The organism is Mesorhizobium sp. B2-3-12 (genome assembly GCF_006442205.1).
Lineage (GTDB): Bacteria > Pseudomonadota > Alphaproteobacteria > Rhizobiales > Rhizobiaceae > Mesorhizobium.
On the sequence record NZ_VFVR01000019.1, the window covers coordinates 1 to 23,951 of the forward strand.

Here is a 23,951-nt window from a genome sequence, read left to right on the forward strand (position 1 = left end):
CTTGGGGGGTGGCCCGTCGCACCGATAATGTCTGAACGCGGTGATGGTTCCGTGACTCCCGAACTTTTTTAAGAAATATTTGATGCCGGACGTTGCGAGCGTCCCCTCAGCCAGTCGCGGCCGGCGTGGGCGAAGACCGCGCACAGCACGATGGCGCCTCCGACCATGCTCGCCACTGGCGGTATTTCGGCCAGGAACAGGAACGCAAACAGGATCGCGAACGGCACTTCCGCCGAGCCGAGCAGGCCGGACTCAGGCGCCGGGATCAGCCGCGAGCCTTCCGTCCACAGGATGGAAGCCAGCGCGAAGGACGCGCCGAACGTGGCAAGCAGGATAGCGTCTCTTGATGAGACCGCCAGGGGATCGGTGACGAACCAGCCGAGGATGAACAACAGGAAGGCCGAAACCGCACCGGCCCACACCGCCGGCGTGTCGCGGAAAGCGCGCACCATGATCATGTAGAGCGCGCTGCCGGCCGTCATCAGCAGCGCCAGCCCGTCGCCGAACAGATTGCCGGTGCCGAAACCCGACCAGACCATGATGGCCACGCCGCAAAGCGATACCGCCGCCGCCACCATCGTCTGGAGGCGGAAGGGCTCGCGCACCAGAATCCAGGCCAGCACCGCGGCAATGAAGGGCGACGTCGCGTAGATGACCGCGACATTGGCGACGAAAGTGAACTTGAAAGCGGAAATGAAGGCGATGCTGGCCAGCGCGCCTTCCACCGCCAGCAGCCAGCCGCGCCAGCCAAGCCGCAGTGGTTCGCGCTTGCCGGCACGGCGGCGGCGCCACAGCACGTAGAGGCTGATCAGGATCGCGCCGACAAAGCCGCGCCAGCAGGTGATCGTCAGCGGATCGGCATGGATCGATTTTGTCAGCACGCCGGTCAGCCCGAATACAGCCGCCGAGGATGACACGAGGATGATGCCCAGCGTGCGCTCGGCGACAGTGTCGGTGGTGGCTGTCACATCAGTCATGCCGCAAGACTACGCCACTCCATCCTGACATCGTAGCGTCAGCAACATTGACCATCAAAGCCGCTTGCGAAAATGCTCGCCGCCGACGACCAGCAGGCCGGCGGCGACGATAAGGGCAGCCCCCAGAAAGACCTCACGGCGTGGCACGTCGCCCCAGATCGCGAAGCCGAGCGCGAACGCCCACAACAGGGAGGTGTATTCAAGCGGCGCCAGGATCGATGCCGGCGTGCGCTTCATGCCTTCGAAGAGAAGATATTGCGCCAGGCCGCCGAGCGCGCCGACGCTGGCGAGAAGCAGCAATTGACTCGGGTCCGGCCTATGCCACCACAACAGCGCCGGCACCGCCGAAAACACCAGGAAATAGAAATTGTTGAGGAGGAGCTGGATTATCGAGCGTTCGGCAAGCGCCGTCTTGCGCAGCAGCACGATGGCGATGCCCCACAGGAAGGCCGCCGTCAGCACCAGCAACACGGGCACCGACAGGCCGAGATGGGCGGGATCGCAGGCGACAAAGACACCGGCAAAGCCGATCAGGACCGCCAGCCAGCGCAGCACGGGCACCTTTTCGCCGAGCAGGACCACCGAAAGCACGGTGACGATGATCGGAGCCGCGTAATAGACGGTGGTCAGTTCGGCGAGCTGCAGGCTGCGGGCGGCATTGTAATAGCAAAGCCATGCGGCGAGCGTGAAGGCGCTGCGCACCAGCATCGGCAGCACGATCGGGGAGCGCACCGTGTCGGCGAACAGCCGCCGTCCGCCGATCACCGCGCAGGCGCCAAGAATGGTGATGCTGCGAAAGAACATGATCTGCCAGACGGTCATGCTGGTGACCAGCAGCTTGATCGAGGCGTCCTGCGTCGAAAACAGCAAATAGGCGGCGCCCGTCAGCAGGATTCCGGTCAGGACCTTTTCGCGTGTATCGAGAATGGCGATATCGGCCATAAGGCGTGCGCCTGCTTGAGTGAAGGCGGCCCCAGCCCTGTCGGCTCCGCGCCTGTCAGCTATACGGGCGAAATCCCGCACGGCGCTGCTCCAGCGCCATGCTTGCGTTTGGGGCAGGGAACCGTGGCGCGAAATACAGCCGGTCCCGGATACGGCTTCTGGCGCGGCACGGCTGATTGGTTTAGCATCCTCTCATAAAGCCGGAGACAAGGCAGGCGCGCGGAACGCCGGGGAACGGACAGCAAATGGCGCTCGGCTCATGCCAGATGTAGCATGTGAGGGTGCGGCCTGAAGGCCGCGTCTGTCAGAGCGGATATTGCGGGGAGAAGGCCGATGCGGAAACTGCAGTCGCAAGGCGTCCATCACATCACGCTGGTCGGTGCGGGCCGCCAGACCTCTATCGATTTCTGGGAAGGTGTGCTGGGCATGCCCTTCATCTTCGAGCAACCCAACCTCGACAAGCCGAGCGAAAGCCATCTGTATTTCGATCCCGGCGACGGCCGGCTGATCACCATCTTCACCGATGAGACCCGCACCGCCGTGAAGCGCCGCACCCCGACCGACCCGGGCTGTGTGCATCACATCGCCTTTTCGGTGTCGCGCGTCACCTTCCTGCAGGCGGTCGCCCGGCTCGACGAGCGCGCCATCAAGCATAGCGGCATCAAGGATCGCGGCTTCATGGATTCGATCTATTTCGAGGATCCGCTCGGCCTGCTGATCGAACTTGCCTCCTATCGTTTCGAGCCGCCCGCCGGCTTCACCCATGCCGACGTGCTGATGGAGGCGCACAGGCTTCGCGTCGCGCGTGGCGACTATAACATCTCCGAAGTGCATCTGGCAGACGCCATCCAGGCGCTTGTGGAACGCGCGCGCGCGACATTGTCGGCCGACCGCGCACCCAAGAATCCATATTGAAGGCTGAACAGGCAAGGGAGGAATACGTGGCAAAGGCAGTGGCGAAAAGCACAAGGAAACCGGGGGCCAAACCAGCGTCAAAAGCCGCCGCGAAACCGGCCGCCAAAGCAGCGGCCAAACCGGCCGCCAAACCAGCGGCCAAGACGGCCTCGAAGGCAGCCGCCGGCAAGACCGTGGCCAAGGCCAAGGCAAAACCGGCCAGGAAACCAGCACTGACCATCAGCATGTTGAAGCCGAGCGTCAACAACATGACCGTTCGCGTCTTTACCCGCGCCGCCGGGCTCGACCATGCGGAGACCGATGTGTGGGGGCACACGCGCTCGCCCGAATACATGGCGCGCAACCCAGCCCATCTGACGCCGATGATCGAGGACAAGGGACTGCCGCGCGGCGTGCTTTGGGAGAGTTGCGCCATCATGCAGTATCTCTCCAACAAGCATGGGTTGGAGAAATTCTACCCCAAAGCGCCAGCCAAGCGGGCGATGATAGACAGCGCCATGTTCTATCTGATCGGCACGCTCTACCCCTATGTGGCGCGTGCCACCTATCCGGCGCTCGGCTTCCCGCAATATGCCGGCGAGGTCGGCCACAGCGACGCCCATCCCGACAGGAAGTCGGAGGCACAGAAGGCGGCGGTCGCCGCCATTGCCGAACCGCTCGAGGTCTTCCATTCCTTCTTTCGCGACGGCAAGCCGTTCATCGGCGGCAAGAACCCGTCAATCGCCGACATCCGCCTGGCGGCGACCCTGGAGTTCCTCGGCGTCATCGACTACGCCCTGCCCAAATGGGCGAAGGAATACATGGCCGCGATCGAGAAGAAGCTCGGCAAGGCCTATGCCGGCCCGGCCGGCGACGTGCGCGGCTACATCGCCCATGTGAGGTCGCAGGCCAGGGCGTGAGGCGGGCGGGGAGCACCCGTTGGCCCGGCGTCGCCAGACGCGGCCTCCTCCGCGTCTGGTGGTGCAGCCACCGTCTGTCTAGGAGTGCGGTACACAGAGAGCTATCGAAAGGGCAAGACATGGACGCGACGGGATTGAAGGCCATGCAGGCGCCGCTGAAGGAAACCTATCGCGATGATGCCTCGCGTGCGCTGATCACACTGCGAGCCAAGGGCGCGATCGACGACCAGTCGATCGCCTGCAAGGTCGAGACGGGCAGGGCGTTTGCAATCGCCGGCCTGCATCCGGCGACGGGCGGCTCGGGGCTCGAACTGTGTTCGGGCGACATGCTGCTCGAGGCGCTGGTGGCCTGCGCCGGGGTGACGCTGAAGGCGGTGGCGACGGCGCTCGAGTTCAAGCTCGGCGCCGCCACGGTGGAAGCCGAAGGCGATCTCGATTTTCGCGGCACGCTTGGCGTCGCCAAGGATGCGCCGGTAGGCTTTCGCGCCATCCGGCTCAATTTCAGTCTCGATACCGACGAGCCCCAGGAGCGTATCGATTCGCTGCTGAAACTGACCGAGCGCTATTGCGTGGTGTTCCAGACCATCAACCAGAAGCCGGAACTGACGGTGAGCGCCGGCCGTTGAAGCTGCCGATCTCCCCCAAAGGTCCCCAAGTGGGGAGATGCCCGGCAGGGCAGAGGGGGGCGCTGTCCCGCCGGCTTTTGTCAGTGCAGCGCCTTGCTTACTGTGCCGCCGGCTCTTCGGCGTCGCCTTCGTCGGTGAAGGGCGAGGCACTCGGCACGCACTGCACGGACCAGCCAGCGGGTGTCGGCTGCTTCTGATACTCGGTGATGGCGGCGGTGCACTGTTCGCGCTTGTCGAAGGTGCTGGGCAGCACGACCATGCCGCCCTGCGGGCCGGCGATTACCAGATACCAGACCAATGCTGCGGTCGTAGCCATGGGGTTTTCCTTGTTCTGCCTAGGGGGCGCTTGTTGTGGGAGTCGTCCGATCCTAACAACTCCCCGGAAATGACGAAAGCATGACCGCCGCGCGGCCTTCTCCCGTCAGATCACAGGCGCGTGATGAGCCGGCGGTTTACGGGCTGGCGTGTTGCCGCCGCCACGCTTCAGTCGGTCGCGAAGCAATAGAACAGGCCGTCGCCACCCGTGCCTCTCAGCGCTTCCTGGCTGCAGCCGCCACGCGAGGCATGCGAGGAGTTCCACGACTTCGCCGCCGCCGAATCGTCGAGCCCGGTCCGGTCGTGATGGCCCATCATGGCCGCACCTTCGGCACCGCTCAGCGTCCCAGTCGCCGCAGGTCTGGTCCGCGATCCTGGTGCCGTCGGGCTTGGAGCCCGTCAGCATGTCGTGCCGGTTGGGCGTATCGCCGCGGCCATTGACCGTCTCGCCCTTCTCGTTGAGCGCCGTCTGTTTGGTGATGCCGTTGGCGTCACCGTGAAGGGACGCGACGTCTTCGGCGATCTTCTCGCCCTTGGCGTTGAACCAGGGACCCTTGCCGATGCGGTCGCGCGCATCCTCGGCGCTGGTCGAGAGATAGGCAGCCCAGCTCTTGCCGGTGACGCCAGCGGCTTCGGCAAGCGAGGCGCAATGCGCGTCGGCGCCCTTCAGCCCCCCAAGATCGGCGCCCTTGCCGGAGCCGACACTGGTGACGAAGAAACTCATCTTGGTCTCTTGCGAGAGGGCGACACCTGCGGTGGCCGCGAGAGCGGCCGTGACGGCGGTGGCGGCAACGAGAAGAAGTCTGCGCATGTCGGTCCTCCGGTTTCGAATGTCCTACGTTAGAAGAACGTAGCCGGAGGCGCTTTTAATCCGTTTCGAACCCGAGTTTTATTCCGGTTGCCGATAGGCGACGAAGCGGTTGTGCTTGGCCTGGAAGATCAGCCCGGTTTCCCTGAGCTCCGGGCTGACCAGCGGCACGATGCGTTTGGCGATCTCGGAGGGGTGCGGCAGCGTCTCGGGATCCTCACCGGGCACGGCCTGCGCGCGCATCGCGGTGCGGGTGGCGCCGGGATCGGCGGCGTTGACGCGCAGGGCCAAGCTTTGCGTCTCGTGTGCCCAGGAGCGCATCATGGTCTCCACCGCCGCCTTCGATGCCGCGTAGGGCGCCCAGAAGGCGCGTGCCGAATGCGCGGCGTTGGAAGACAGGATAATGGCGCGGCCGGCATCCGAAAGCCGTAGCAGCGGGTCGACCGAGCGGATCAGCCGCCAGGTCGAGGTGACGTTGATGGTCATCACCTTTTCGAATGTCTTGGCCTCGACATGGCCGATCGGCGAGATGACGCCGAGCACGCCGGCATTGGCGACGAGAATGTCGAGCTTGCCCCAGCGCTCGTTGATGGCGCCGCCCAGCCGGTCGATGCCGGCCATGTCGGCAAGATCGAGCGGCACCAGCGTCGCCTGGCCGCCGGCGGCCTTGATCTGGTCGTCGAGTTCTTCCAGCCCGCCGACGGTACGGGCAACGGCGATGACATGCGCGCCGGCGGCCGCCAATTCCCTGGCGATAAAATAGCCGATGCCGCGCGAGGCGCCGGTGACGACCGCGACGCGGCCGGTAAGGTCGAGGGTCATGCTATGGCTTCCGGAAATTTGACTAGGGCTGGTGACGGTCCGGCAATCCTACGCCCCGCTGGTCGCCAGCAGCGACAGCGTGCGCACATTGTCGTGGCCTTCGAAGTCGAGCAGGCGGGTCGGGTACTGGCCGGTGAAGCACGCATCGCAGAACTGCGGCTGTTCGTCGTCGCGGCTGGCCTCGCCGACGGCGCGGTAGAGCCCGTTGATCGACAGGAAGCCGAGCGAATCGACGCGGATGAATTCGGCCATCTCTTCCACCGACATGCGCGATGCGAGCAGCTTCGACTTCTCCGGCGTGTCGACGCCGTAGAAACAGGACGCACTAGTCGGCGGCGAGGCGATGCGCATATGCACTTCCCTGGCGCCGGCGTCGCGCACCATTTGCACGATCTTCTGGCTGGTGGTGCCGCGCACGATGGAATCGTCGACCAGCACCACGCGCTTGCCCTCGATCATGCGGCGGTTGGCGTTGTGCTTGAGCTTGACGCCCATGTGGCGGATTGAATCACCGGGCTGGATGAAGGTGCGGCCGACATAGTGGTTGCGGATGATGCCGAGTTCGAACGGAATGCCAGCCGCCTGGCTGAAGCCGATCGCCGCCGGTGTGCCGGAATCCGGCACCGGCACGACGATGTCGGCCTCGACCGGGTTTTCCTGCGCCAGTTCCGCGCCGATGCGCTTGCGCACCTCATAGACGTTGCGGCCCTCGACCGAGGAGTCGGGCCGGGCGAAATAGACATATTCGAAGATGCAGAAGCGGGTCTTCTGCGGTTCGAACGGGAACAGGCTCTCGATGCCCTTCGAGGTGACGACGACCATCTCGCCGGGCTTCAGGTCGCGCACGAAGCGCGCGCCGATAATATCGAGCGCGCAGGTTTCGGAGGCCAGGATCCAGGCGCCGTCGAGATCGCCCAGCACCAGCGGGCGGATGCCGAGCGGATCGCGGCAGCCGATCATCTTCTTGGCCGTCATCGCCACCAGTGAGAAGGCGCCCTCGACCTGGCGCACTGCGTCGATGAAGCGCGAGTTGAGGTCGCGCTCCTTGCTGGTCGCGACCAGATGCAGAAGCGTCTCGGTGTCGGAGGTCGAGGAGAAGATCGCGCCCTGCTTCTGCAGCGCGCGCTGCACGGTCATGGCGTTGGTCAAATTGCCGTTATGGGCGACGGCGAAGCCGCCATCGGCCAACTCGGCGAAGAAGGGCTGGATGTTGCGCATGCCGGCGCCGCCTGTCGTGGCGTAGCGCGTGTGGCCGATGGCGCGGTTGCCCTGCAGGCTGTCGATGACGCGCTGCTTGGTGAAGGTGTCGCCGATCAGGCCGACATGGCGTTCGACATGGAACTGGGTGCCGTCATAGGAAACGATGCCGGCGGCTTCCTGGCCGCGATGCTGCAGCGCATGCAGGCCGAGTGTGACGATGGCCGCCGCATCCTGCCGGCCAAAGATGCCGAAGACACCGCACTCGTCATGGAAATGGTCGTCGGCCTCGGCGGAAAGCACGTCGTCTGCGTCTGCCATCTGTTCGAGCCTCGCTACGGAAAGGCGTGATATAGTGCAGTCGAGCTTCTAATGCCACTGGAAATAAGGACGCCGGCTTGTGGTCGCCGTCACTCGTCCGGTAGCGTTTCTCTCGCAAAGAGGACTTGCCGGTGAACGATACATCCGACGAAGCCGAAGAGCCCAGTGAGGCCGAAGAAGAGGCGTGGTGCGAATCACAACGCCAGTACGTGATCGACTATCTGGAACGCGAGCAATTGAAACACGGGAGGGTGGGCGAATGGCCAGCTTGGCACGTCTATCCCTACGTTGCCATTTGGGCCATTGAGAGTCTTGCTCGACCTGAATGGATCGGTTGGTGGGCAATCTCTGGTGATCTCCCCACCGACTTTATACCCTGCGGACAGGACCCCACGCCGCGCGCTGCCGCCCGAGAGTTTGGCTTGCGTTGGAAGAAAGCAGCTGTGGCGATGGCTCAAGGGCGGGAATCCGAGGAATTCACGATTGGCAGGCCCGACGATGCCGCAACGCTAGCGCCTCTGCTTGCGTCCAGAGCAAGTATACTCCTGGGTTGGGCTGAGGATGACGAAGCCTGGGACGACGATCCCGATGATCAGTCGGGAACTTGATCGTCGCCGCAGGTCTATAGCCTGCTGTGTCAGTTCGCCGGCGCGGGCGCCGGCTTAGCCGTGTTGTCGGCGGGACCGGCGTCGTTGTCGTCGGGCGCCGGCGCATTGGCGTCGTCGCCACCGGCCGGAGCATCCGCCGCCGGTACGTCCGGCGCGGCGGGTGTCCCTGCGGCCGGCTGATTCGGATTGAGCTTCTTGAGGATGGCGTTTTCGGGATCCTCGGGCAGCAGGCTTTCGAGCTTGGCGCCGATCTGTTCCAGCAGTGGCCGCGACTTGGCTTCGGTGACCCAGGCCGGGGCCTTGGCGCCGGCCAGCCAGTTGAAGAACAGCAGCGCCACCGCAACGACCAGGATGCCGCGCGCCGCGCCGTAGAGGAAGCCGAGCGTGCGGTCGAGCGCGCCGATGCGCGAATCGATGATCCAGTCGGCGAGCTTCATGGTGATGACCGAGACCACGATCAACGCGATGACGAAGACGACGCCGGCAGAGGCCGCCATGGCGATCTTCTCATTCTCGATATAGGGCTTCAGGTAGGGCAGGACCGGCTTGTAGAAGAAGAAAGCCGCCGCCGCCGCCGCCGCCCAGGACACGACCGAAAGCACCTCGCGCGAAAAGCCGCGAACCATGGCGAGCATCGCCGAAACCAGGGTGAAGCCGACGAGAATTCCGTCAAGCAGCGTAATCGGCATGTCTTTGGCCCCACTCCGATCTCTTGTTCACGACTCGACGAGCCGCGTCATTCCTCATCGTCGACACGGCCGCGCCGTGAGCCGGCTATGCGCGCCACGAGGTCGGCAAGCTCGGTGGGCTGGAAAGCGCCGGCCCCGATCCCCCCGGCAAGTTCCTCGCTGCCCAAGGGCAGAACCGCGCTACCAAAACCCAGCTTTTCGGCTTCCTTGAGGCGCTGCTGCGCATGCGCAACCGGCCTCACCGCGCCCGAAAGGCTGATTTCGCCGAAATAGACGCAATCGGCGGGGAGGGCAAGACCGGTGAGCGAGGAAACCAGCGCGGCGGCGACCGCGAGATCGGCCGCCGGCTCGCTGATGCGGTAGCCGCCGGCGACGTTGAGATAGACGTCATGCTGCCCGAAACGGACGCCGCAATGCGCCTCCAGCACCGCCAGGATCATCGACAGCCGCGCCCCGTCCCAGCCGACCACCGCCCGGCGCGGCGTGCCGAGCGAGGAGGCCGCGACCAGCGCCTGGATCTCGACCAGAACCGGCCTGGTGCCCTCCATGCCGGCGAAAACCGCTGCTCCCGGCGATTTCGCGTGCCGTTCGCCAAGGAAAAGTTCGGACGGGTTGGAGACCTCGCGCAGACCCTTGTCCGACATTTCGAAGACGCCGATCTCGTCGGTCGGTCCGAAACGGTTCTTCACCGTGCGCAGGATGCGAAAGTGGTGGCCGCCTTCGCCTTCGAAATAGAGCACGCCGTCGACCATGTGCTCGACCACGCGCGGGCCCGCGATCTGGCCTTCCTTGGTGACATGGCCGACCAGCACGATCGCGGCACCCGTGGATTTGGCGTAGCGGATCATTGCCTGCGCGGCGGCGCGCACCTGGGTGACGGTGCCCGGCGCCGAATCGGCAAGGTCGGTCCACAGGGTCTGGATCGAATCGAGGATGACCAGGTCCGGCCGCTTGCCGTCGGCGATCGTGGCGAGGATGTCCTCGACATTGGTTTCGGCCGCGAGCTCGACCGGCGCGGACGCGACGCCGAGACGCTGGGCGCGCAGCCTGATCTGCGCGACGGCTTCCTCGCCCGAGACATAGACGATCCGGTGGCCCTTGGAGGCAAGGGCGGCCGCCGCCTGGGTCAGCAGCGTCGACTTGCCGATCCCGGGATCGCCGCCGACCAGCAGTGCCGAGCCGCGCACGAAACCGCCGCCGGTGGCGCGGTCGAGTTCGCCGATGCCCGAGATGATGCGCGGTGCGTCCTCGATATCGCCCGAAAGCGTGGTGAGCACCACGGCCCGGCCCTTGCGGGCATTGCGCGTGTTGGCCGGCCCCGAGCCGATGCCGCCCGACGTGCCTTCCTCGACCAGCGTGTTCCACTCGCCGCAGGCATCGCATTTGCCGGCCCAGCGCTGATGCACCGAGCCGCAATTCTGGCAGATGAACTGGACGCGCGATTTAGCCACGCTTTTACCTTCTTGCCCGCTGGCGGACGCCGCGCGCGACAGCCAATCTCCCGATTTGGGGGGGGAGGCAGGACAGAGGGGGGCGCCGTAGGGCGCCGAGACCCGTTATTGTGGAGGTCGTGGTCAAAAGGCTATTCGAACCTCTCCGCGATATGATGCTCTTCCGCCAGATCCGAGAAGCGGGTGAATTCGCCGTGGAAGGCGAGCGTGACCGTGCCGGTAGGCCCGTGGCGCTGCTTGGCCACGATCACCTCGGCCTTGCCGCGCATCTCGTTCATCTCGTTTTCCCACTTGACGTATTCCTCCGTGCCGAGCTTCGGCTCGCGGTTCTTGAGGTAATACTCCTCGCGGTAGACGAAGATGACGACGTCGGCGTCCTGCTCGATGGAACCGGATTCGCGCAAGTCCGAAAGCTGCGGGCGCTTGTCGTCGCGGCTTTCGACCTGACGCGACAGCTGCGACAGCGCGATGATCGGCACGGTCAATTCCTTGGCCAGCGCCTTCAGGCCCGTGGTGATCTCGGTGATTTCCTGCACGCGGTTCTGCGAGGACTTGGCCGATGAGCCCTGCATCAGCTGGATATAGTCGATGACGATCAGGTCGAGGCCGCGCTGGCGCTTCAGGCGGCGCGCCCGGGCGGACAGCTGGGCAATGGAAATACCACCGGTCTGGTCGATGAACAGCGGGATCTTCTGCATGGTCTGCGAACAGGCGACCAGCTTTTCGAAATCCATCTCACTGATTTCGCCGCGGCGGATCTTCGAGGACGAGATTTCCGTCTGTTCGGAAATGATACGGGTCGCGAGCTGCTCGGACGACATTTCGAGCGAGAAGAAACCGACGACCCCGCCATTGGCCGCCTTGAACGAGCCGTCGGCCTGTTGTGCCGGCACATAGGCCTCGGCGACGTTGAAGGCGATGTTGGTGGCGAGCGATGTCTTGCCCATGCCCGGACGGCCGGCAAGCACGATCAGATCGGAGGGCTGCAGGCCGCCCATGCGGCGGTCGAGATCGCGCATGCCGGTGGCGAGGCCCGACAGGCCGCCGTCGCGCATATAGGCGGCGTTGGCCATGTCGACGGCGGTCTTGACCGCGTCGGTGAAGCTCTCGAAGCCGCCGTCATAGCGCCCGGTTTCAGCCAGTTCGAACAGGCGGCGCTCGGCGTCCTCGATCTGTTCGGAAGGCGACATGTCGACCGGCGCGTCATAGGCGATGTTGACCATGTCCTCGCCGACGGTGATCAACGCCCGGCGCGTCGCCAGATCATAGATGGCGCGGCCGTAATCGGTGGCGTTGACGACGGTGACGGCTTCCACCGCCAGGCGCACCACATATTGCGCCACCGTCATGTCGCCGACCTTCTCGTCAGCGGGCAGGAAGGTCTTCAAGGTGATCGGCGTCGCCACCTTGCCCATGCGGATGAGCTCGGCCGCGACCTCGAAAATCTTGCGATGCAAGGGCTCGTGGAAATGGCCCGCTTTCAGGAAGTCGGAGACACGGTAGAAGGCATCGTTGTTGACCAGGATCGCACCGAGGAGAGCCTGCTCGGCCTCGATGTTGTTTGGCGCCTCGCGATAGAGCGGTTGTTCCGCCACGCCGAATTTTCGCGCTGCTTCTGCCATGATGTCCCCGATCTAGATCCCGCCCTCTCGATATCAGAACTGGAAAACTCAGTGCTGACTTATCTGCAACAGTGAGTGTCCAAGCGGCCTTGATGCTCGTTGTTCACAGGGACGGCAAACCGTCCACAGGAGAGTGTTCCTGAGTCCCGATTCCGTTTGACTCGGCAAGTGCTGATTCTTACGCGCGCTATTGGAACGAAGCAAGAACAATCGGTGGGGGTCAACGACCGCCGCGGTCCAACGTATCGCCCCAGTCCAGCCGCCGCGCCACCTTGAACGCCTCGCCGTCGCGCTTGGTGAAGAGCTTTTCGCCGGCGCTGCCGTCCGCCTGGCAGAGTTTCAGCGACACCTTGCCGGAACCGGATTTCGGCGGCGCGATCACCCGCGCGGGGTGCGAGCCGGTGGGCTGTCGAGTAGCGGCGACAAAAATGAATTTCTCGTCCTCCCACGGCACATCGCCGTCCTTGGCCAGCCGGTGCAACCGCGAGCGGGCGACGCGACGGGAAAAATGACACCAGTCGGGCGGGCTGAGCGGGCAGGGTGCCTCGTGCGGACACGGCGCCAGGACATGCGCGCCGGCCGCGATCAGTTGAGCGCGCACCGTGAGGATGCGTTGCCAGCCCGCCGGCGTACCCGGCTCGATGACCAGCAGCGTGTCCGTCGTGAGCTGCCACAGACGGTCGACCATTTTGGGCAGGGATGCCGGCACGATCTCATCCAGCACGTAGGCGCATGTGACGAGGTCCGCCGGCTGGAGGTCGGCAAGGTCTGTCGTGACATCGCCGGCCCGCCAGATGGTCCGCGCCGCGATCGCATCGGCCGCAAGCGTCTCGCCGATCTTGCGCACCGCGGCACTCGCCTCCAGCAGCGTGGCCCGTTCCAGTTCAGGCCAGAGGTCGCTGGTGGCCCAAAGCACGGTGCCAGGGCCGGCGCCGACGTCGAGCAAGGTTTTCGGCGTGAAATCCGGCCGGGCTTCGCCGAGTGTATCGAGGCTGGCGCGGACCGCCGCATAGGTCGCCGGCATCCGCGTCGCCAGATAGGCCTTGACCGCCATCTCCTGCGCCATGTGCAGGCGCCCGTCGCGCAGTTCGGCGCGGTAGCGGTCGGACAGGATTTTCGCCGCCTGCTTCAGGTCCTGCAGCGGTACTTTTTCAAGGATGCGATCGACAGCCTGTCGAAGAGGGGCCGGCAACTCCACGCTATGCTCCTCGCGGCACGAGCAGGATGATCGAGGCGCCGGCCAGGCAGAGCGCCGCACCGCCAAGATCCCAGCGATCGGGCCGGACGCCTTCCACCAGCCAGAGCCAGGCGAGCGAGGCAACGATGTAGATGCCACCGTAAGCGGCATAGGCTCGCCCTGCCGCATTGGTGTCGACCAGTGCCAGGAGCCAGGCGAAGACAAGCAGCGAGACAAAGCCCGGCGCCAGCCACAAAGGCGATTTTTCCAGCCGCCACCAGGCCCATACCGAAAAGCAGCCGCCGATCTCGGCCAGCGCCGCGGCGGCATAGAGGAGATAGGTCATGAAAAAGGCCTCGCGACGATCACGAGGCCTTTTTCGGGGCAGGAGCCTGCGATGGCAAGCGCCATAATGCGTCCTGACAGCGAGGTTCCTATTCCGCCACCTTGCGTCGGCGGGCCGGCTTGGCCGGCTTCGCGACAGAAGCAGCTTCACGGTGCCCCATGTCTTCACGGTGCCCCATGTCGCGCATTTCCAGCGCCTTCTCGCATTTGGCCATATAGTCGCGCGTCATCGGCAGCGTGTCGTTCTTCTTGGCGATCTGGAACTGGAAGATCACCAGGTCTTGCCAACGGAAGGCGGCTTCCGAGGCGGCCAGATAGAATTCCCACATGCGGCAGAAGCGTTCGTCATAGATCGCCTTGGCCTTGTCGCGGTTGGCGGCGAAGCGCTGACCCCAATGCTTCAGCGTATCGGCATAGTGGAGGCGCAGGATCTCGACATCGGTGACCACGAGGCCGGATTTCTCGATCGCCGGCAGCACTTCGGACATCGCCGGGATGTAGCCGCCCGGGAAAATATACTTGCGGATGAAGGCGCTGGTCGCCCACGGCACGCCGGAGCGGCCGATCGTGTGCAAAAGCATGACGCCGTCGGGCTTCAGCAATGTTGCCGCCTTGTCGAAGAAGGTACGGTAATGGTTGACGCCGACATGCTCGAACATGCCGACCGAGACGATGCGGTCGAAGCGTTCGTTGAGTTCGCGATAATCCTTCAGTTCGAAATGGACGTGGTTTTCCAGCCCTTGCGCATGCGCCCGGTCGGTAGCGACGCCATGCTGTTCGGTCGACAGCGTCACGCCCTGCACGTCGACATCGAAGGCCTTGGCGAGGTAGAGGCCGAGCCCGCCCCAGCCGGAGCCGATGTCGAGCACCGTCTGGCCGGCCTTCAGCCTGAGCTTGGCGGCGATATGGCGCTTCTTGGCGGCCTGCGCCTCGTCGAGCGTCATGTCCGGCTGCTCGAAATAGGCGCAGGAATATTGCATGTCCTCATCGAGGAAGAGCCGGTAGAGTTCGCCCGACAGATCGTAGTGGCGCTGCACGTTGCGGCGCGAGCGCGAGGCGGTGTTGATCTGCTGCAGGCGGCGGAAGGCGTGGCGCAGGCCCTCGATGGCTTTCGACCAGGTCGCGTCGATGCCGCCGCTGCCCATGTTCTGGAAGGCGATGCGCATCAGTCCGAGCACGCCGCCTTCGAGAATGTCGAGTTCGCCGTCCATGTAGGATTCAGGCACCGCCAGCATTGGATCGAAGGTAATGGCGCGCTCGGCATGTCGGGTCTTGATGTGCATGTGCACCGGCTCGCCGCTGCCGTCACCGAAGAGGAACGTCGTGCCTTTCGGCCCGGTTACCTTGAGACTGCCCGTGCGCACCAGGCGGTCGAGAACGCGCTTCAACAGAATATTCATGACCAAATGTCCCCTCAGTCGGACCACCCGGTGATCGGACCGGTATTGCCAAATCAAAAGTGTCACAGCGCATCGCCCGCGTCCAATCGACGCGCCACGACACAATGTGCACAAGATATAGGGTGTCGAAAAGTTCCTTTTGGCACAAAAAAGCCCGGGCCAGAGGCCCGGGCGTTGGTCCAGAAAGACGGAAACCGTCAGAACGGAGCAGGCGCCGGCTTGTCGCCCTGCAACGCGGTCAGGCGTTGTCTTCGCCGCCCTCGAATTCGGCGTTCGGGTCGAAGAAGTTTTCCGGCCGCGCATTGTCGTTGATGTCGTCGCCATAAATGGCTTCGGCGGTCGTCAGCGTCTCGCCCTTTGCCTGGCGCTCGGCTTCGTCGGCCGTGCGGGCGATGTTGAGCGTGATGGTGACCTCGACTTCCGGATGCAGCGCGATCGCCACATTGGTGAGGCCGATGGTCTTGATCGGCTGGTTGAGCTGGATCTGGTTGCGGTTGACCGTGAAGCCTTCCGCGATCAGCAGGTCGGCGATGTCGCGGGTCGACACCGAACCGTAGAGCTGGCCGGTCTCGCCGGCCGAACGGACCGCGATGAAGCTCTTGCCGTCTAGCTTTTCGGCGACCTGGGCGGCTTCCGACTTGCGCTCGAGGTTGCGGGCTTCGAGCTGGGCGCGCTGGCCTTCGAACTTTTTCTTGTTGGCTTCGTTGGCGCGCAGCGCCTTGCCCTGCGGCAGCAGGAAGTTGCGGGCAAAACCGTCCTTGACCTTGACGGTATCGCCCATCTGGCCGAGGCGGGAAACGCGTTCGAGAAGAATGACTTCCATGGTTATGTTCCTTTTGGTTGGGCGCCCGTCCACGCGGTGGACGCCGAATTCTCTGGAACAGGTCAGGAAGCAAAAAGGGCGTTGCCGCCGGTGTCGCTGTCCTGCCTGTCGCGGCAGTTAGAGGTTTTTGACCTCAACTCGGGATTTGAAAACCAACCGATCATGCCCGTCATGGCCGGCGAAAGGAACGGGCGGCGAACCGCCCGTTCGGAAGAATCAGCGAACCACGTAGGGCAGCAGGCCGAGGAAACGGGCGCGCTTGATCGCCTTGGCGAGCTCGCGCTGCTTCTTCTGGCTGACGGCGGTGATGCGCGAGGGCACGATCTTGCCGCGCTCGGAAATGTAGCGCTGTAGCAGACGCACGTCCTTGTAGTCGATCTTCGGTGCGTTGGCACCGGAGAACGGGCAGGTCTTGCGACGGCGATGGAAAGGGCGCCGGGTCGGGATCTGGTTGATGTCGACCATTATTCTGCACCCCCTTCAAAACCTTCGCGCGGACGGCGCGGACCACGGTCGCCGCCTTCACGATCGCCGAACGAACGCGGGCCACGATCGCCGCGGTCGCCGAAGCTGCGCGCCGGACGATCGCCACGGTCGCGATCGCCGAAGCCGCCGCGCTCGGAGCGCTCTTCGCGCTTCTGCATCATGGCCGAGGGACCTTCCTCATGCGCTTCGACCTTGATGGTCAGGAAACGCAGCACGTCCTCGGACAGGCCCATCTGGCGCTCCATTTCGTTGAGCGCCGCCGGCGGGCAGGTGAGGTCCATCAGCGTGTAGTATGCCTTCCGGTTCTTGTTGACCCGGTAGGTGAGGGACTTCAGTCCCCAGTTCTCGACCCGGCCGACGGACCCGCCATTCGCGGAGATGACGCCCTTGTACTGTTCGACAAGCGCATCGACCTGCTGCTGCGAGAGGTCCTGCCGGGCAAGAAACACATGTTCGTAAAGAGCCATTATGTCTTGTGCCTTTCTTCGTTTCTCTCCCGGTTCCCGGCGGCAAAAGCCTCTGCAACTTCTCTGACCCGCATGTGCCTCGAAAGGCGCGGGGAAGAAAGGAGCATGACGAGACGGTCGAGAGCGGAGACACGGGAGGCGGAAGCGCTTCTGGCTTCACACGAAGGTTCTCGAAAAAACCTCCGGCCCTCCGTTCAGCCCCCAGCTGGGACCGGCAGATTGGCGGCGTCTATATAGCAATCCGCCGATAAGGCAAGGGCAAGCGGCGGTCCCGATGTCGCAGCGGCCGGAAAAATCAAGCGTCTGCACCGGCGAGGCACCGGCAATTTTCCGGCAACCGGCCCTTAACCACAATGTCAGGTTGCGCAGGGTTGCGCCGCGCCGTCAACGGTCGATTCATCATGCAAGGCGCAAAAGCCCGGACAACCGCGCATAGCGGCAAGCATTTCCGGGGGTAAGGATGCTTCTCAACAAGTTCTGGCGCTCGAAAAGCGGCAATTTCGCGTTACTGATGGGGTTGGGGCTCCCGGCCATTCTGTCGGCCGTGGCCTTCGCGACCGATGTCTCGACCATGATGCGTGCCAAGAGCAACCTGCAGAACGCGCTCGATGCGGCAAACCTTGCCTCCTCGCATCTTGGCGATCTCGACATTACCCGCACCGATGCCTTCGACCGCTATTTCCAGGCCAACATCGCTGGACATGGCGAACTCGTCAACGCGCAGGCGACCCTGACCGTCGACAGGGGCGTCAATTTCATCAAGACCAAGGCGGTCGCCTCGGCCGACGTCAATCTGAACTTCGCTTTCCTGTTCGGCCAGAGCAAGCACATCGTGGTCGATGCCTCGGCGGCCGAGTCCAATAACCAGCTCGAAGTCGTGTTGGTTCTGGACAATACCGGCTCGATGGCTGGCGCTCGCATGACGGCTCTGAGGACGGCGACGAAGTCGTTGCTGGATACGCTCGAATCGACAAAGTCGCCGACGCGCCAGGTGCGTGCCTCGCTGGTTCCCTTCGTCACGGCCGTGAACGTAAATGGCGACGGGTTCGATCCGTCCTGGATCGACATGGACGGCAAATCCTCGACCAACGGTATCAATTTCCCCGTCATCGACGGCAAGCGCCCGAACCACATGGCGCTGTTCAGGCAGCTCAAGGACACCGGATGGGCCGAGCCCGGATGGAACGACACGGGATGGAAGGGCTGCGTGGAGGCGCGGGCCGGCGCCTACAACATTTCCGACACGCCGCCCGACCCGGCTAAGCCCGACACGCTGTTCGTGCCCTATTTTGCGCCGGATGATCCGGGAGATGCGCAGATGCCGTCCAGTTCCTATGGCAATGAGGCAAAATACTACAACAATTCCTATCTCAGCGACGCCAGCGACACGGTCAAGCTAGACAAGCAGAAAGGCGACAACCGGCTCGGCATCGACTTCAACGGCCTCGACAGCGATCCCGACAAAGCCACCAAGGAACAGGTCGCCAAATATGTGGCGCCGGCCAAGGAACTTATCACCGAGACGGGAACTCCCGTCACCGTTGGTCCCAACCGTTCCTGCCCGACCCCCGTCGTTCCCCTGACCGACGATTTCGACAAATTGCGTAAGGCGGCGAGCCAGATGACGGAATGGAACGGCTCCGGCACCAACGTCTCGGAGGGGCTGTCCTGGGGCATGCGGGTGCTCTCGCCCGGCGCGCCCTATACCGGCGGCGCGCCATTCAAGACGTCTGGCGTCAGCAAGATCGTGCTCCTGCTCACCGATGGTGAGAACGTCGTCTACGGCGCCAGCCAGCAATCGACGAAGTCCGACTACACATCCTACGGCTATCTGGCGGGTGGTCGCTTCGGGTCGGACAATCAGACGACGGCGGCCCGCAATGTCGACGGCTGGACGAAGAGCGTCTGCACGCAGTTGAAGAACCAGGGCGTGCAGATTTACACGATGGTGCTGCAGTCCGACACCGCCGCCAACCGCACGCTTTACAGCGCCTGCGCTTCCGATCCGAGCGATTATTATGCCGTCAACGATCCAGCCAAGCTGCCGAACGTGTTCCTGCAGATCGCCAACAAGTTCTCCAAGCTGCAATTGACGAACTGAGCGGCCGGTCCCGAAAGGCGGGGCCGACAAGGGAGTTGCGCGCCCCGCTCAACTCGTATGGGCGACGACCTTGTCGACCGTCTCGGGGAAGAAGTCGGGCGCGGCCCGGCGCTTGCCGAACATCATGTCGTACTGGATCAGCCGGAAATCGCGGATCGCCGGATCGATCTCCTTTTGGCGCGACCAGTCGGGCGTGGCCGCGCCGTCCGACGTGAGCAGCAGGTTGCGGTCGACGACGCGGTAGCGCTCCCGCATCTCGCCCAGGAAGCCCGTATAGTACGGGTGGGTGATGCCTGCCGCGGTGAGGATGTGATAGGGCAGGAACGCGGGGCTGACCGCGCCCACATCCTCGACCGGACCGGAGCGGTTCGACCAGATGACAAGCGGCGTCTGGTGATGTTCGAGGGCGGCTTCCGGCGTCGGTTCCTTGCGCGGCGCGACATTGTCCTTCAGGAATCCGGTCTCGACATAGACCGGTCCGAGCGGCGGCAGGTGGTCACCGAAAAAGGCGACAATCGTTGGCCGCTCGCGCGTCTTGGCCCATTCGATCAGCCGCTCGAGGCCGCGGTCCGCGTCGGCTGAACCCTCGGCGTAGGAGAGCAGCGAGTCGCGCGCCCACTGGCTGATCGGCGCTTGCACCGAATGGGTCGGGTTCGAATAGCGGTTCGGTTCATACGGGCCATGGTTCTGCAGGCTGACGGCGAAGAAGAATACCGGGTCGTCGCTGGCGTCGGCTTCGCGGATGATCTCGTCGGTCATCGCCGCATCCGATGCCAGCGGTCCGCGCTTCTCCATGGGCGGCAACGTCTCTTCCGATTTGAAGTCGTTGAAGCCGAAATCGGCATAGACCGCGCCACGGTTCCAGAACCAGTTGGTGCCGGGGTGGATGGCGCGTGCCCTATAGCCTTCGCTCTTCAGGAAGGTCGCCATCGACGGCGTCGGGGTGCGCACATATTGCTGGTAGGGGATGCTGCCGGCCGGCAGGAAAGCATTGGAAAAGCCGGTCAGCGCCTCGAATTCGATGTTGGCGGTCATGCCGCCGAATTCGGGCGAGAACATCGAGCCCGAGCGGAGCGCCCGCACATTTGGGATCGGATCGGGGGTGATGGTGACGCCGGGCAGCTTGGTCGGATCCCAGAAGGATTCGCTCATGACGATGATGATGTCTGGCTTCTGGGCCGGCATCGAGGCGGTCACATCGGGCCTGTCGATCGCCTCGATTGCCTTGTCGGAATAGCCCGGCGGTGCCGAGACATGCGCCATCGGCACGTTGAGGGCAAAGGCCAGCGCAAAGCCGTTGGAGGCGTAGTTTTCCTTCTGGTCCCACATGATCGGGATGATCTGCAGCCGGTCCCTGGTCCACGAGAAGGTGGCGTAGTCCATGATCGAGACGAAGAAGGCGAGGAGCGGCACCGCCAGCGTCAGGCGGGCAAGGCGGCCCTTGCGGCTGAGGGCTGGAACCTTGCGGCGCCATAACCGCCAGCCGTAGACGAGCAGGGACAGGCCGCCGACGATGCCCACGACCATGGCGAGCGCCGTCATCGGCCGGTCTCGCACCAGGAGCGGCAGCAGGGCGAAGATCTGGCGGGCATAGAGGAAGTCGGTCGGATAGAGCGGATCGCCGAGATAATGCGACTTCTGGTGGCCGACAAAGGCCAGCGACAGGGTCAGCGGCGCGACGATCATCAGGCTCTGGTGACTGCGGCCGAGCACGGCATCGAGGCCGATCAGGATCAGCGCGAACACGACGATGGTGGTCCAGCCGGGCTTGAGCGGCTGCAGGAAGAAGGAGACGGTGCCGGCAACGTCACCGCGCACGATCAGCTCGATGGCGAACACCAGGACGGCGGCGATCGCCAGGCTGATCAGTCCGTAACGGACGACCGGCCATTTCCGGCCCGGCAGGTAGCCGGTGGACGGATCGTCTTCCAGGAACTGCGGCGCGGCATTGCCGGCACGTTTCAAACTCTTTGCCACTTCAACTTCCCACCCAAAGACAACCCAGTCATTCGATTGTCATATAATTGTCACGCAAAGCTAGCGCCTGTGACGGAAATAAGAAGAGCCAGCAAACGATTCGTGAGCGGTTTTCATGAGGTGTGATCGCCAAAAAGGCCTTTTGGAACAGGCACTCGCGCGCGCATGCATCTCTTGTGGTGGGGTGAAGTGGCTTGACTTGGCGGCCTGCCTTGCGTCACAGGCAGGGAAAATTCGTAGTATCAGGCAAGCAGAACCAGTCTGGGGAGCCCTCGCATGGCCGTCGCATTCACCTTTCCAGGACAAGGAAGCCAGGCTGTCGGCATGGGCAAGGATCTCGCCGATAGTTTTCCAGAGGCACGCAAGGTTTTCCAGGAAGTCGACGAAGCGCTCGGCGAAAACCTGTCGAAGTTGATCTGGGAAGGCCCCGAAGAGACCTTGACGCTGACCGCCAACGCGCAGCCGGCCCTGATGGCGGTATCGCTGGCGGCGATCAGAGCGCTGGAAGCGCGCGGTCTCTCGCTGAAGGACAAGGTCGCCTATGTCGCCGGCCACTCGCTGGGCGAATATTCGGCGCTCGCCGCCGCCGGCTTCATTTCGATTGCCGATGCCGCGCGGCTGTTGCGCATTCGCGGCAACGCCATGCAGGCAGCCGTGCCGGCCGGCGAGGGCGCGATGGCGGCGATCATCGGACTGGAGCAGGCCGATGTCGAAGCCGCCTGTGCCGAGGCCGCGCAAGGGGCGGGCAAGGTCTGCCAGATCGCCAACGACAATGGCGGCGGCCAACTGGTCATTTCAGGTGCCAAGGCCGCGGTTGAACTGGCGGCGAAACTGTGCACCGAAAAGGGCGCCAAGCGTGCGCTGATGCTGCAGGTGTCGGCGCCGTTCCATTCGGCGCTGATGGCGCCGGCGGCCAATGTCATGCACGAGGCGCTTGCCGACGTGGCCAAGACCGCGCCAGTCGTTCCCGTCGTTTCGAACGTCAGCGTCACCCCGACCAGCGAGCCCGACGAGATCGCCCGGCGCCTGGTCGAACAGGTGACGGGCCGCGTGCGTTGGCGCGAGACGGTGGAATGGTTCGGCCAAAACGGCGTCACCACACTTTACGAGATCGGCTCGGGGAAGGTTCTGTCCGGTCTGGCGCGGCGCATCAACCGCGATATCGCCACCGGCGCCATAGGAACGGCCGCCGACGTCGAGGCGGCGTTGGCCGCGTTCTGATCTTGTGTTCCTGACAGCGCGGCTGTACATGAATACATGTATTCATGGAGCTGCCGCCATGCCGACATCGATACGACTGGCTCCCGAGATTGAGGAGCGTCTGGACTTTCTTGCGGCCAGAACCGGCCGCAGCAAGGCCTACTATCTGCGCGAACTCATTGAACGTGGTATCGAGGAGATGGAGGACTACTATCTCGCCGCCGAAGTGCTGGAGCGGATCAAGCGCGGTGAAGAAGATGTAGTGACCGGCGAGGATTTCTGGCGTGGCCTGGACGCTTGAATACGCTCGTTCGGCGCGAAAATTTGTCGAAAAACTGGATCCGCAAACGCGTCATCGCATTCGAGACTTCATAGAAAACCGCATCGCGGTGCTCGACAATCCACGTGAGGCAGGCAAACCGCTGAAGGGTCCGCTGGCTACTTTTTGGAGATATCGGGTTGGGGATTACCGGGTTATCTGCGATGTGCAGGACCAGCGGGTCGTCATTCTGGTGGTAACGGTAGGTCAGTCATCGCGGCGACGTCTACAGATGAGCGGACCAATCCGCCGCACGATTTGAGAAGAGGATAGGACATGTTCGAACTGACCGGCCGCAAGGCACTCGTTACCGGCGCGTCGGGGGGCATCGGCGAGGCGATCGCCAGGGTGCTGCATGCGCAGGGCGCGATCGTCGGCTTGCACGGCACGCGGGTCGAGAAACTGGAGACGCTGGCCGCCGAACTGGGCGACCGGGTCAAGCTGTTCCCGGCCAATTTGTCCGACCGCGACGAGGTCAAGGCGCTCGGCCAGAAGGCGGAGGCCGATCTCGAGGGCGTCGACATCCTCGTCAACAATGCCGGCATCACCAAGGACGGCCTGTTCGTGCGCATGTCGGACGCCGACTGGGATAGCGTGCTGGAGGTCAATCTCACCGCCGCTTTCCGGCTGACCCGTGAACTGACCCATCCGATGATGCGTCGCCGCCATGGCCGCATCATCAACATCACCTCGGTGGTCGGCGTGACCGGCAATCCCGGCCAAGCGAATTACTGCGCTTCCAAGGCGGGCATGATCGGCTTTTCCAAATCGCTGGCGCAGGAGATCGCCACCCGCAACATCACCGTCAACTGCGTCGCTCCGGGCTTCATCGAATCGGCCATGACCGACAAGCTCAACGACAAGCAGAAAGAGGCGATCATGGCGGCGATCCCCACCAAGCGCATGGGCACCAGTGCCGAAGTGGCGTCCGCCGTTGCCTACCTGGCTTCGAACGAGGCCGCCTATGTGACGGGGCAGACCATTCACGTGAATGGCGGTATGGCGATGATCTGAGCGAGGCTCCGGGGGCAACACCGCGGCGCTGTGAAAACCCACCATTTCGGCTTGGACCTCAGCTATTTTTCGTGTAATGCGGCCCGCAACCCGGCGGTTCGGGCAAAAACCGGTTCGTGGCCGTTGCGTTTCCGGCAGGACCATCTTTCAGCTTGATTAGCGGCATTCCGCCCGCTAACGAAGACAGACAAACAAAAGACGAGGATGCCCCAAATGAGTGACACCGCAGAGCGCGTCAAGAAGATCGTCATCGAGCACCTGGGCGTCGATGCCGACAAAGTGACGGAGCAGGCGAGCTTCATCGATGATCTGGGCGCTGACAGCCTCGACACGGTTGAACTCGTCATGGCGTTCGAAGAAGAATTCGGCGTCGAGATTCCCGATGACGCGGCCGAGACCATCCTGACGGTCGGCGATGCCGTGAAGTACATCGACAAGGCTTCCGCCTGA

25 protein-coding genes and 1 pseudogene are annotated in these 23,951 nt (G+C 63.8%); 10 read left to right on the plus strand and 16 right to left on the minus strand.

What is annotated here, in order from left to right; genetic code table 11:
* Window positions 1-68 precede the first annotated feature (68 nt).
* Entirely contained in the window at window positions 69-977 is a 909-nt protein-coding gene (locus FJ948_RS28760; protein ID WP_140710477.1) for a DMT family transporter, read from the minus strand.
* A gap of 54 nt (window positions 978-1,031) precedes the next feature.
* Complete coding sequence (locus FJ948_RS28765; RefSeq protein ID WP_140710479.1) at window positions 1,032-1,919, minus strand: DMT family transporter; 888 nt, start codon at window positions 1,917-1,919, stop codon at window positions 1,032-1,034.
* 333 nt (window positions 1,920-2,252) lie between these two features.
* On the opposite strand from FJ948_RS28765, the gene FJ948_RS28770 reads away from it, so the two are divergent.
* From FJ948_RS28770 to FJ948_RS28780, 3 genes are all read left to right on the plus strand, one after another.
* The gene (locus FJ948_RS28770) at window positions 2,253-2,834 is read left to right on the plus strand and encodes a VOC family protein (protein WP_140710481.1); all 582 of its coding nucleotides are present in this window, start codon (window positions 2,253-2,255) and stop codon (window positions 2,832-2,834) included.
* Window positions 2,835-2,860: 26 nt separating this feature from the next.
* Complete coding sequence (locus tag FJ948_RS28775) at window positions 2,861-3,733, plus strand: glutathione S-transferase family protein (protein ID WP_181173868.1); 873 nt, start codon at window positions 2,861-2,863, stop codon at window positions 3,731-3,733.
* Window positions 3,734-3,852: 119 nt separating this feature from the next.
* A complete protein-coding gene (locus FJ948_RS28780; RefSeq protein WP_140710483.1) occupies window positions 3,853-4,359 on the plus strand; it encodes an OsmC family protein in 507 nt (168 codons plus the stop codon).
* A 97-nt stretch (window positions 4,360-4,456) separates the two neighbouring features.
* Here the strand turns inward: FJ948_RS28780 and FJ948_RS28785 are convergent, their stop codons facing one another.
* The 4 genes and pseudogenes from FJ948_RS28785 to purF form a co-directional block, all read right to left on the minus strand.
* A complete protein-coding gene (locus FJ948_RS28785) occupies window positions 4,457-4,675 on the minus strand; it encodes a hypothetical protein (RefSeq protein WP_015318519.1) in 219 nt (72 codons plus the stop codon).
* 167 nt (window positions 4,676-4,842) lie between these two features.
* Window positions 4,843-5,485 (minus strand): annotated as a pseudogene (locus FJ948_RS28790) (hypothetical protein).
* Window positions 5,486-5,563: 78 nt separating this feature from the next.
* Complete coding sequence (locus FJ948_RS28795; RefSeq protein WP_140710484.1) at window positions 5,564-6,304, minus strand: SDR family NAD(P)-dependent oxidoreductase; 741 nt, start codon at window positions 6,302-6,304, stop codon at window positions 5,564-5,566.
* A gap of 48 nt (window positions 6,305-6,352) precedes the next feature.
* Window positions 6,353-7,822 (minus strand): amidophosphoribosyltransferase, encoded by a 1,470-nt coding sequence (gene purF / locus FJ948_RS28800; RefSeq protein WP_140710486.1) that lies wholly within the window; start codon window positions 7,820-7,822, stop codon window positions 6,353-6,355.
* Between the two features lie 131 nt (window positions 7,823-7,953).
* Here purF and FJ948_RS28805 point away from each other — a divergent pair, with 131 nt between their 5' ends.
* Window positions 7,954-8,430: a DUF4826 family protein gene (locus tag FJ948_RS28805; RefSeq protein ID WP_181173869.1), complete on the plus strand. Its 477-nt coding sequence runs from the start codon at window positions 7,954-7,956 to the stop codon at window positions 8,428-8,430.
* 29 nt (window positions 8,431-8,459) lie between these two features.
* Here FJ948_RS28805 and FJ948_RS28810 read toward each other — a convergent pair whose 3' ends face one another.
* From FJ948_RS28810 to rpsF, 9 genes are all read right to left on the minus strand, one after another.
* Window positions 8,460-9,119: a CvpA family protein gene (locus FJ948_RS28810; RefSeq protein WP_140710490.1), complete on the minus strand. Its 660-nt coding sequence runs from the start codon at window positions 9,117-9,119 to the stop codon at window positions 8,460-8,462.
* A 47-nt stretch (window positions 9,120-9,166) separates the two neighbouring features.
* Window positions 9,167-10,570 (minus strand): DNA repair protein RadA, encoded by a 1,404-nt coding sequence (radA, locus tag FJ948_RS28815; RefSeq protein WP_140710492.1) that lies wholly within the window; start codon window positions 10,568-10,570, stop codon window positions 9,167-9,169.
* A 131-nt stretch (window positions 10,571-10,701) separates the two neighbouring features.
* Window positions 10,702-12,192 (minus strand): replicative DNA helicase, encoded by a 1,491-nt coding sequence (locus FJ948_RS28820; protein ID WP_140710494.1) that lies wholly within the window; start codon window positions 12,190-12,192, stop codon window positions 10,702-10,704.
* 220 nt (window positions 12,193-12,412) lie between these two features.
* A complete protein-coding gene (locus tag FJ948_RS28825) occupies window positions 12,413-13,390 on the minus strand; it encodes a small ribosomal subunit Rsm22 family protein (protein ID WP_140710496.1) in 978 nt (325 codons plus the stop codon).
* A 1-nt stretch (window position 13,391) separates the two neighbouring features.
* Window positions 13,392-13,715: a YnfA family protein gene (locus FJ948_RS28830; RefSeq protein WP_140710498.1), complete on the minus strand. Its 324-nt coding sequence runs from the start codon at window positions 13,713-13,715 to the stop codon at window positions 13,392-13,394.
* A gap of 88 nt (window positions 13,716-13,803) precedes the next feature.
* Window positions 13,804-15,114, minus strand: a complete 1,311-nt coding sequence (locus FJ948_RS28835; protein ID WP_140710500.1) for a cyclopropane-fatty-acyl-phospholipid synthase family protein — start codon at window positions 15,112-15,114, stop codon at window positions 13,804-13,806.
* A 238-nt stretch (window positions 15,115-15,352) separates the two neighbouring features.
* On the minus strand, window positions 15,353-15,937 hold the full coding sequence (gene rplI, locus FJ948_RS28840) for a 50S ribosomal protein L9 (RefSeq protein WP_140710502.1): 585 nt from the start codon (window positions 15,935-15,937) through the stop codon (window positions 15,353-15,355).
* A 216-nt stretch (window positions 15,938-16,153) separates the two neighbouring features.
* On the minus strand, window positions 16,154-16,402 hold the full coding sequence (gene rpsR, locus FJ948_RS28845; protein ID WP_006203718.1) for a 30S ribosomal protein S18: 249 nt from the start codon (window positions 16,400-16,402) through the stop codon (window positions 16,154-16,156).
* The gene (rpsF, locus tag FJ948_RS28850; protein ID WP_015318508.1) at window positions 16,402-16,890 is read right to left on the minus strand and encodes a 30S ribosomal protein S6; all 489 of its coding nucleotides are present in this window, start codon (window positions 16,888-16,890) and stop codon (window positions 16,402-16,404) included. The genes rpsR and rpsF overlap by 1 nt, the downstream gene beginning before the upstream one ends.
* Before the next feature lie 460 nt (window positions 16,891-17,350).
* Here rpsF and FJ948_RS28855 point away from each other — a divergent pair, with 460 nt between their 5' ends.
* Entirely contained in the window at window positions 17,351-18,991 is a 1,641-nt protein-coding gene (locus tag FJ948_RS28855) for a pilus assembly protein (protein ID WP_140710504.1), read from the plus strand.
* Between the two features lie 48 nt (window positions 18,992-19,039).
* Here FJ948_RS28855 and FJ948_RS28860 read toward each other — a convergent pair whose 3' ends face one another.
* Entirely contained in the window at window positions 19,040-20,968 is a 1,929-nt protein-coding gene (locus FJ948_RS28860) for an LTA synthase family protein (RefSeq protein WP_140710506.1), read from the minus strand.
* 276 nt (window positions 20,969-21,244) lie between these two features.
* Here FJ948_RS28860 and fabD point away from each other — a divergent pair, with 276 nt between their 5' ends.
* From fabD to FJ948_RS28885, 5 genes are all read left to right on the plus strand, one after another.
* Complete coding sequence (gene fabD / locus FJ948_RS28865) at window positions 21,245-22,189, plus strand: ACP S-malonyltransferase (RefSeq protein WP_140710508.1); 945 nt, start codon at window positions 21,245-21,247, stop codon at window positions 22,187-22,189.
* 58 nt (window positions 22,190-22,247) lie between these two features.
* On the plus strand, window positions 22,248-22,469 hold the full coding sequence (locus FJ948_RS28870) for a ribbon-helix-helix protein, CopG family (protein WP_140710510.1): 222 nt from the start codon (window positions 22,248-22,250) through the stop codon (window positions 22,467-22,469).
* Window positions 22,453-22,749: a type II toxin-antitoxin system RelE/ParE family toxin gene (locus FJ948_RS28875; RefSeq protein ID WP_140710512.1), complete on the plus strand. Its 297-nt coding sequence runs from the start codon at window positions 22,453-22,455 to the stop codon at window positions 22,747-22,749. Before FJ948_RS28870 ends, FJ948_RS28875 begins: the two co-directional genes overlap by 17 nt.
* A gap of 14 nt (window positions 22,750-22,763) precedes the next feature.
* Window positions 22,764-23,501: a 3-oxoacyl-[acyl-carrier-protein] reductase gene (gene fabG, locus FJ948_RS28880; RefSeq protein ID WP_140710514.1), complete on the plus strand. Its 738-nt coding sequence runs from the start codon at window positions 22,764-22,766 to the stop codon at window positions 23,499-23,501.
* A gap of 213 nt (window positions 23,502-23,714) precedes the next feature.
* Complete coding sequence (locus FJ948_RS28885; protein ID WP_006203723.1) at window positions 23,715-23,951, plus strand: acyl carrier protein; 237 nt, start codon at window positions 23,715-23,717, stop codon at window positions 23,949-23,951.

Excerpts from the sequence above, each read along its gene's own strand:
- rpsF (WP_015318508.1), bottom strand. The coding sequence starts at position 16,890 with ATGGCTCTTTACGAACATGTGTTTCTTGCCCGGCAGGACCTCTCGCAG.
- FJ948_RS28765 (WP_140710479.1), bottom strand. The coding sequence starts at position 1,919 with ATGGCCGATATCGCCATTCTCGATACACGCGAAAAGGTCCTGACCGGA.
- FJ948_RS28855 (WP_140710504.1), top strand. The coding sequence starts at position 17,351 with ATGCTTCTCAACAAGTTCTGGCGCTCGAAAAGCGGCAATTTCGCGTTA.
- rplI (WP_140710502.1), bottom strand. The coding sequence starts at position 15,937 with ATGGAAGTCATTCTTCTCGAACGCGTTTCCCGCCTCGGCCAGATGGGC.
- FJ948_RS28835 (WP_140710500.1), bottom strand. The coding sequence starts at position 15,114 with ATGAATATTCTGTTGAAGCGCGTTCTCGACCGCCTGGTGCGCACGGGC.
- FJ948_RS28785 (WP_015318519.1), bottom strand. The coding sequence starts at position 4,675 with ATGGCTACGACCGCAGCATTGGTCTGGTATCTGGTAATCGCCGGCCCG.
- FJ948_RS28820 (WP_140710494.1), bottom strand. The coding sequence starts at position 12,192 with ATGGCAGAAGCAGCGCGAAAATTCGGCGTGGCGGAACAACCGCTCTAT.
- FJ948_RS28780 (WP_140710483.1), top strand. The coding sequence starts at position 3,853 with ATGGACGCGACGGGATTGAAGGCCATGCAGGCGCCGCTGAAGGAAACC.
- fabG (WP_140710514.1), top strand. The coding sequence starts at position 22,764 with ATGTTCGAACTGACCGGCCGCAAGGCACTCGTTACCGGCGCGTCGGGG.
- purF (WP_140710486.1), bottom strand. The coding sequence starts at position 7,822 with ATGGCAGACGCAGACGACGTGCTTTCCGCCGAGGCCGACGACCATTTC.
- FJ948_RS28830 (WP_140710498.1), bottom strand. The coding sequence starts at position 13,715 with ATGACCTATCTCCTCTATGCCGCCGCGGCGCTGGCCGAGATCGGCGGC.
- FJ948_RS28760 (WP_140710477.1), bottom strand. The coding sequence starts at position 977 with ATGACTGATGTGACAGCCACCACCGACACTGTCGCCGAGCGCACGCTG.
- rpsR (WP_006203718.1), bottom strand. The coding sequence starts at position 16,402 with ATGGTCGACATCAACCAGATCCCGACCCGGCGCCCTTTCCATCGCCGT.
- fabD (WP_140710508.1), top strand. The coding sequence starts at position 21,245 with ATGGCCGTCGCATTCACCTTTCCAGGACAAGGAAGCCAGGCTGTCGGC.
- FJ948_RS28870 (WP_140710510.1), top strand. The coding sequence starts at position 22,248 with ATGCCGACATCGATACGACTGGCTCCCGAGATTGAGGAGCGTCTGGAC.
- FJ948_RS28795 (WP_140710484.1), bottom strand. The coding sequence starts at position 6,304 with ATGACCCTCGACCTTACCGGCCGCGTCGCGGTCGTCACCGGCGCCTCG.
- FJ948_RS28770 (WP_140710481.1), top strand. The coding sequence starts at position 2,253 with ATGCGGAAACTGCAGTCGCAAGGCGTCCATCACATCACGCTGGTCGGT.
- FJ948_RS28885 (WP_006203723.1), top strand. The coding sequence starts at position 23,715 with ATGAGTGACACCGCAGAGCGCGTCAAGAAGATCGTCATCGAGCACCTG.
- FJ948_RS28810 (WP_140710490.1), bottom strand. The coding sequence starts at position 9,119 with ATGCCGATTACGCTGCTTGACGGAATTCTCGTCGGCTTCACCCTGGTT.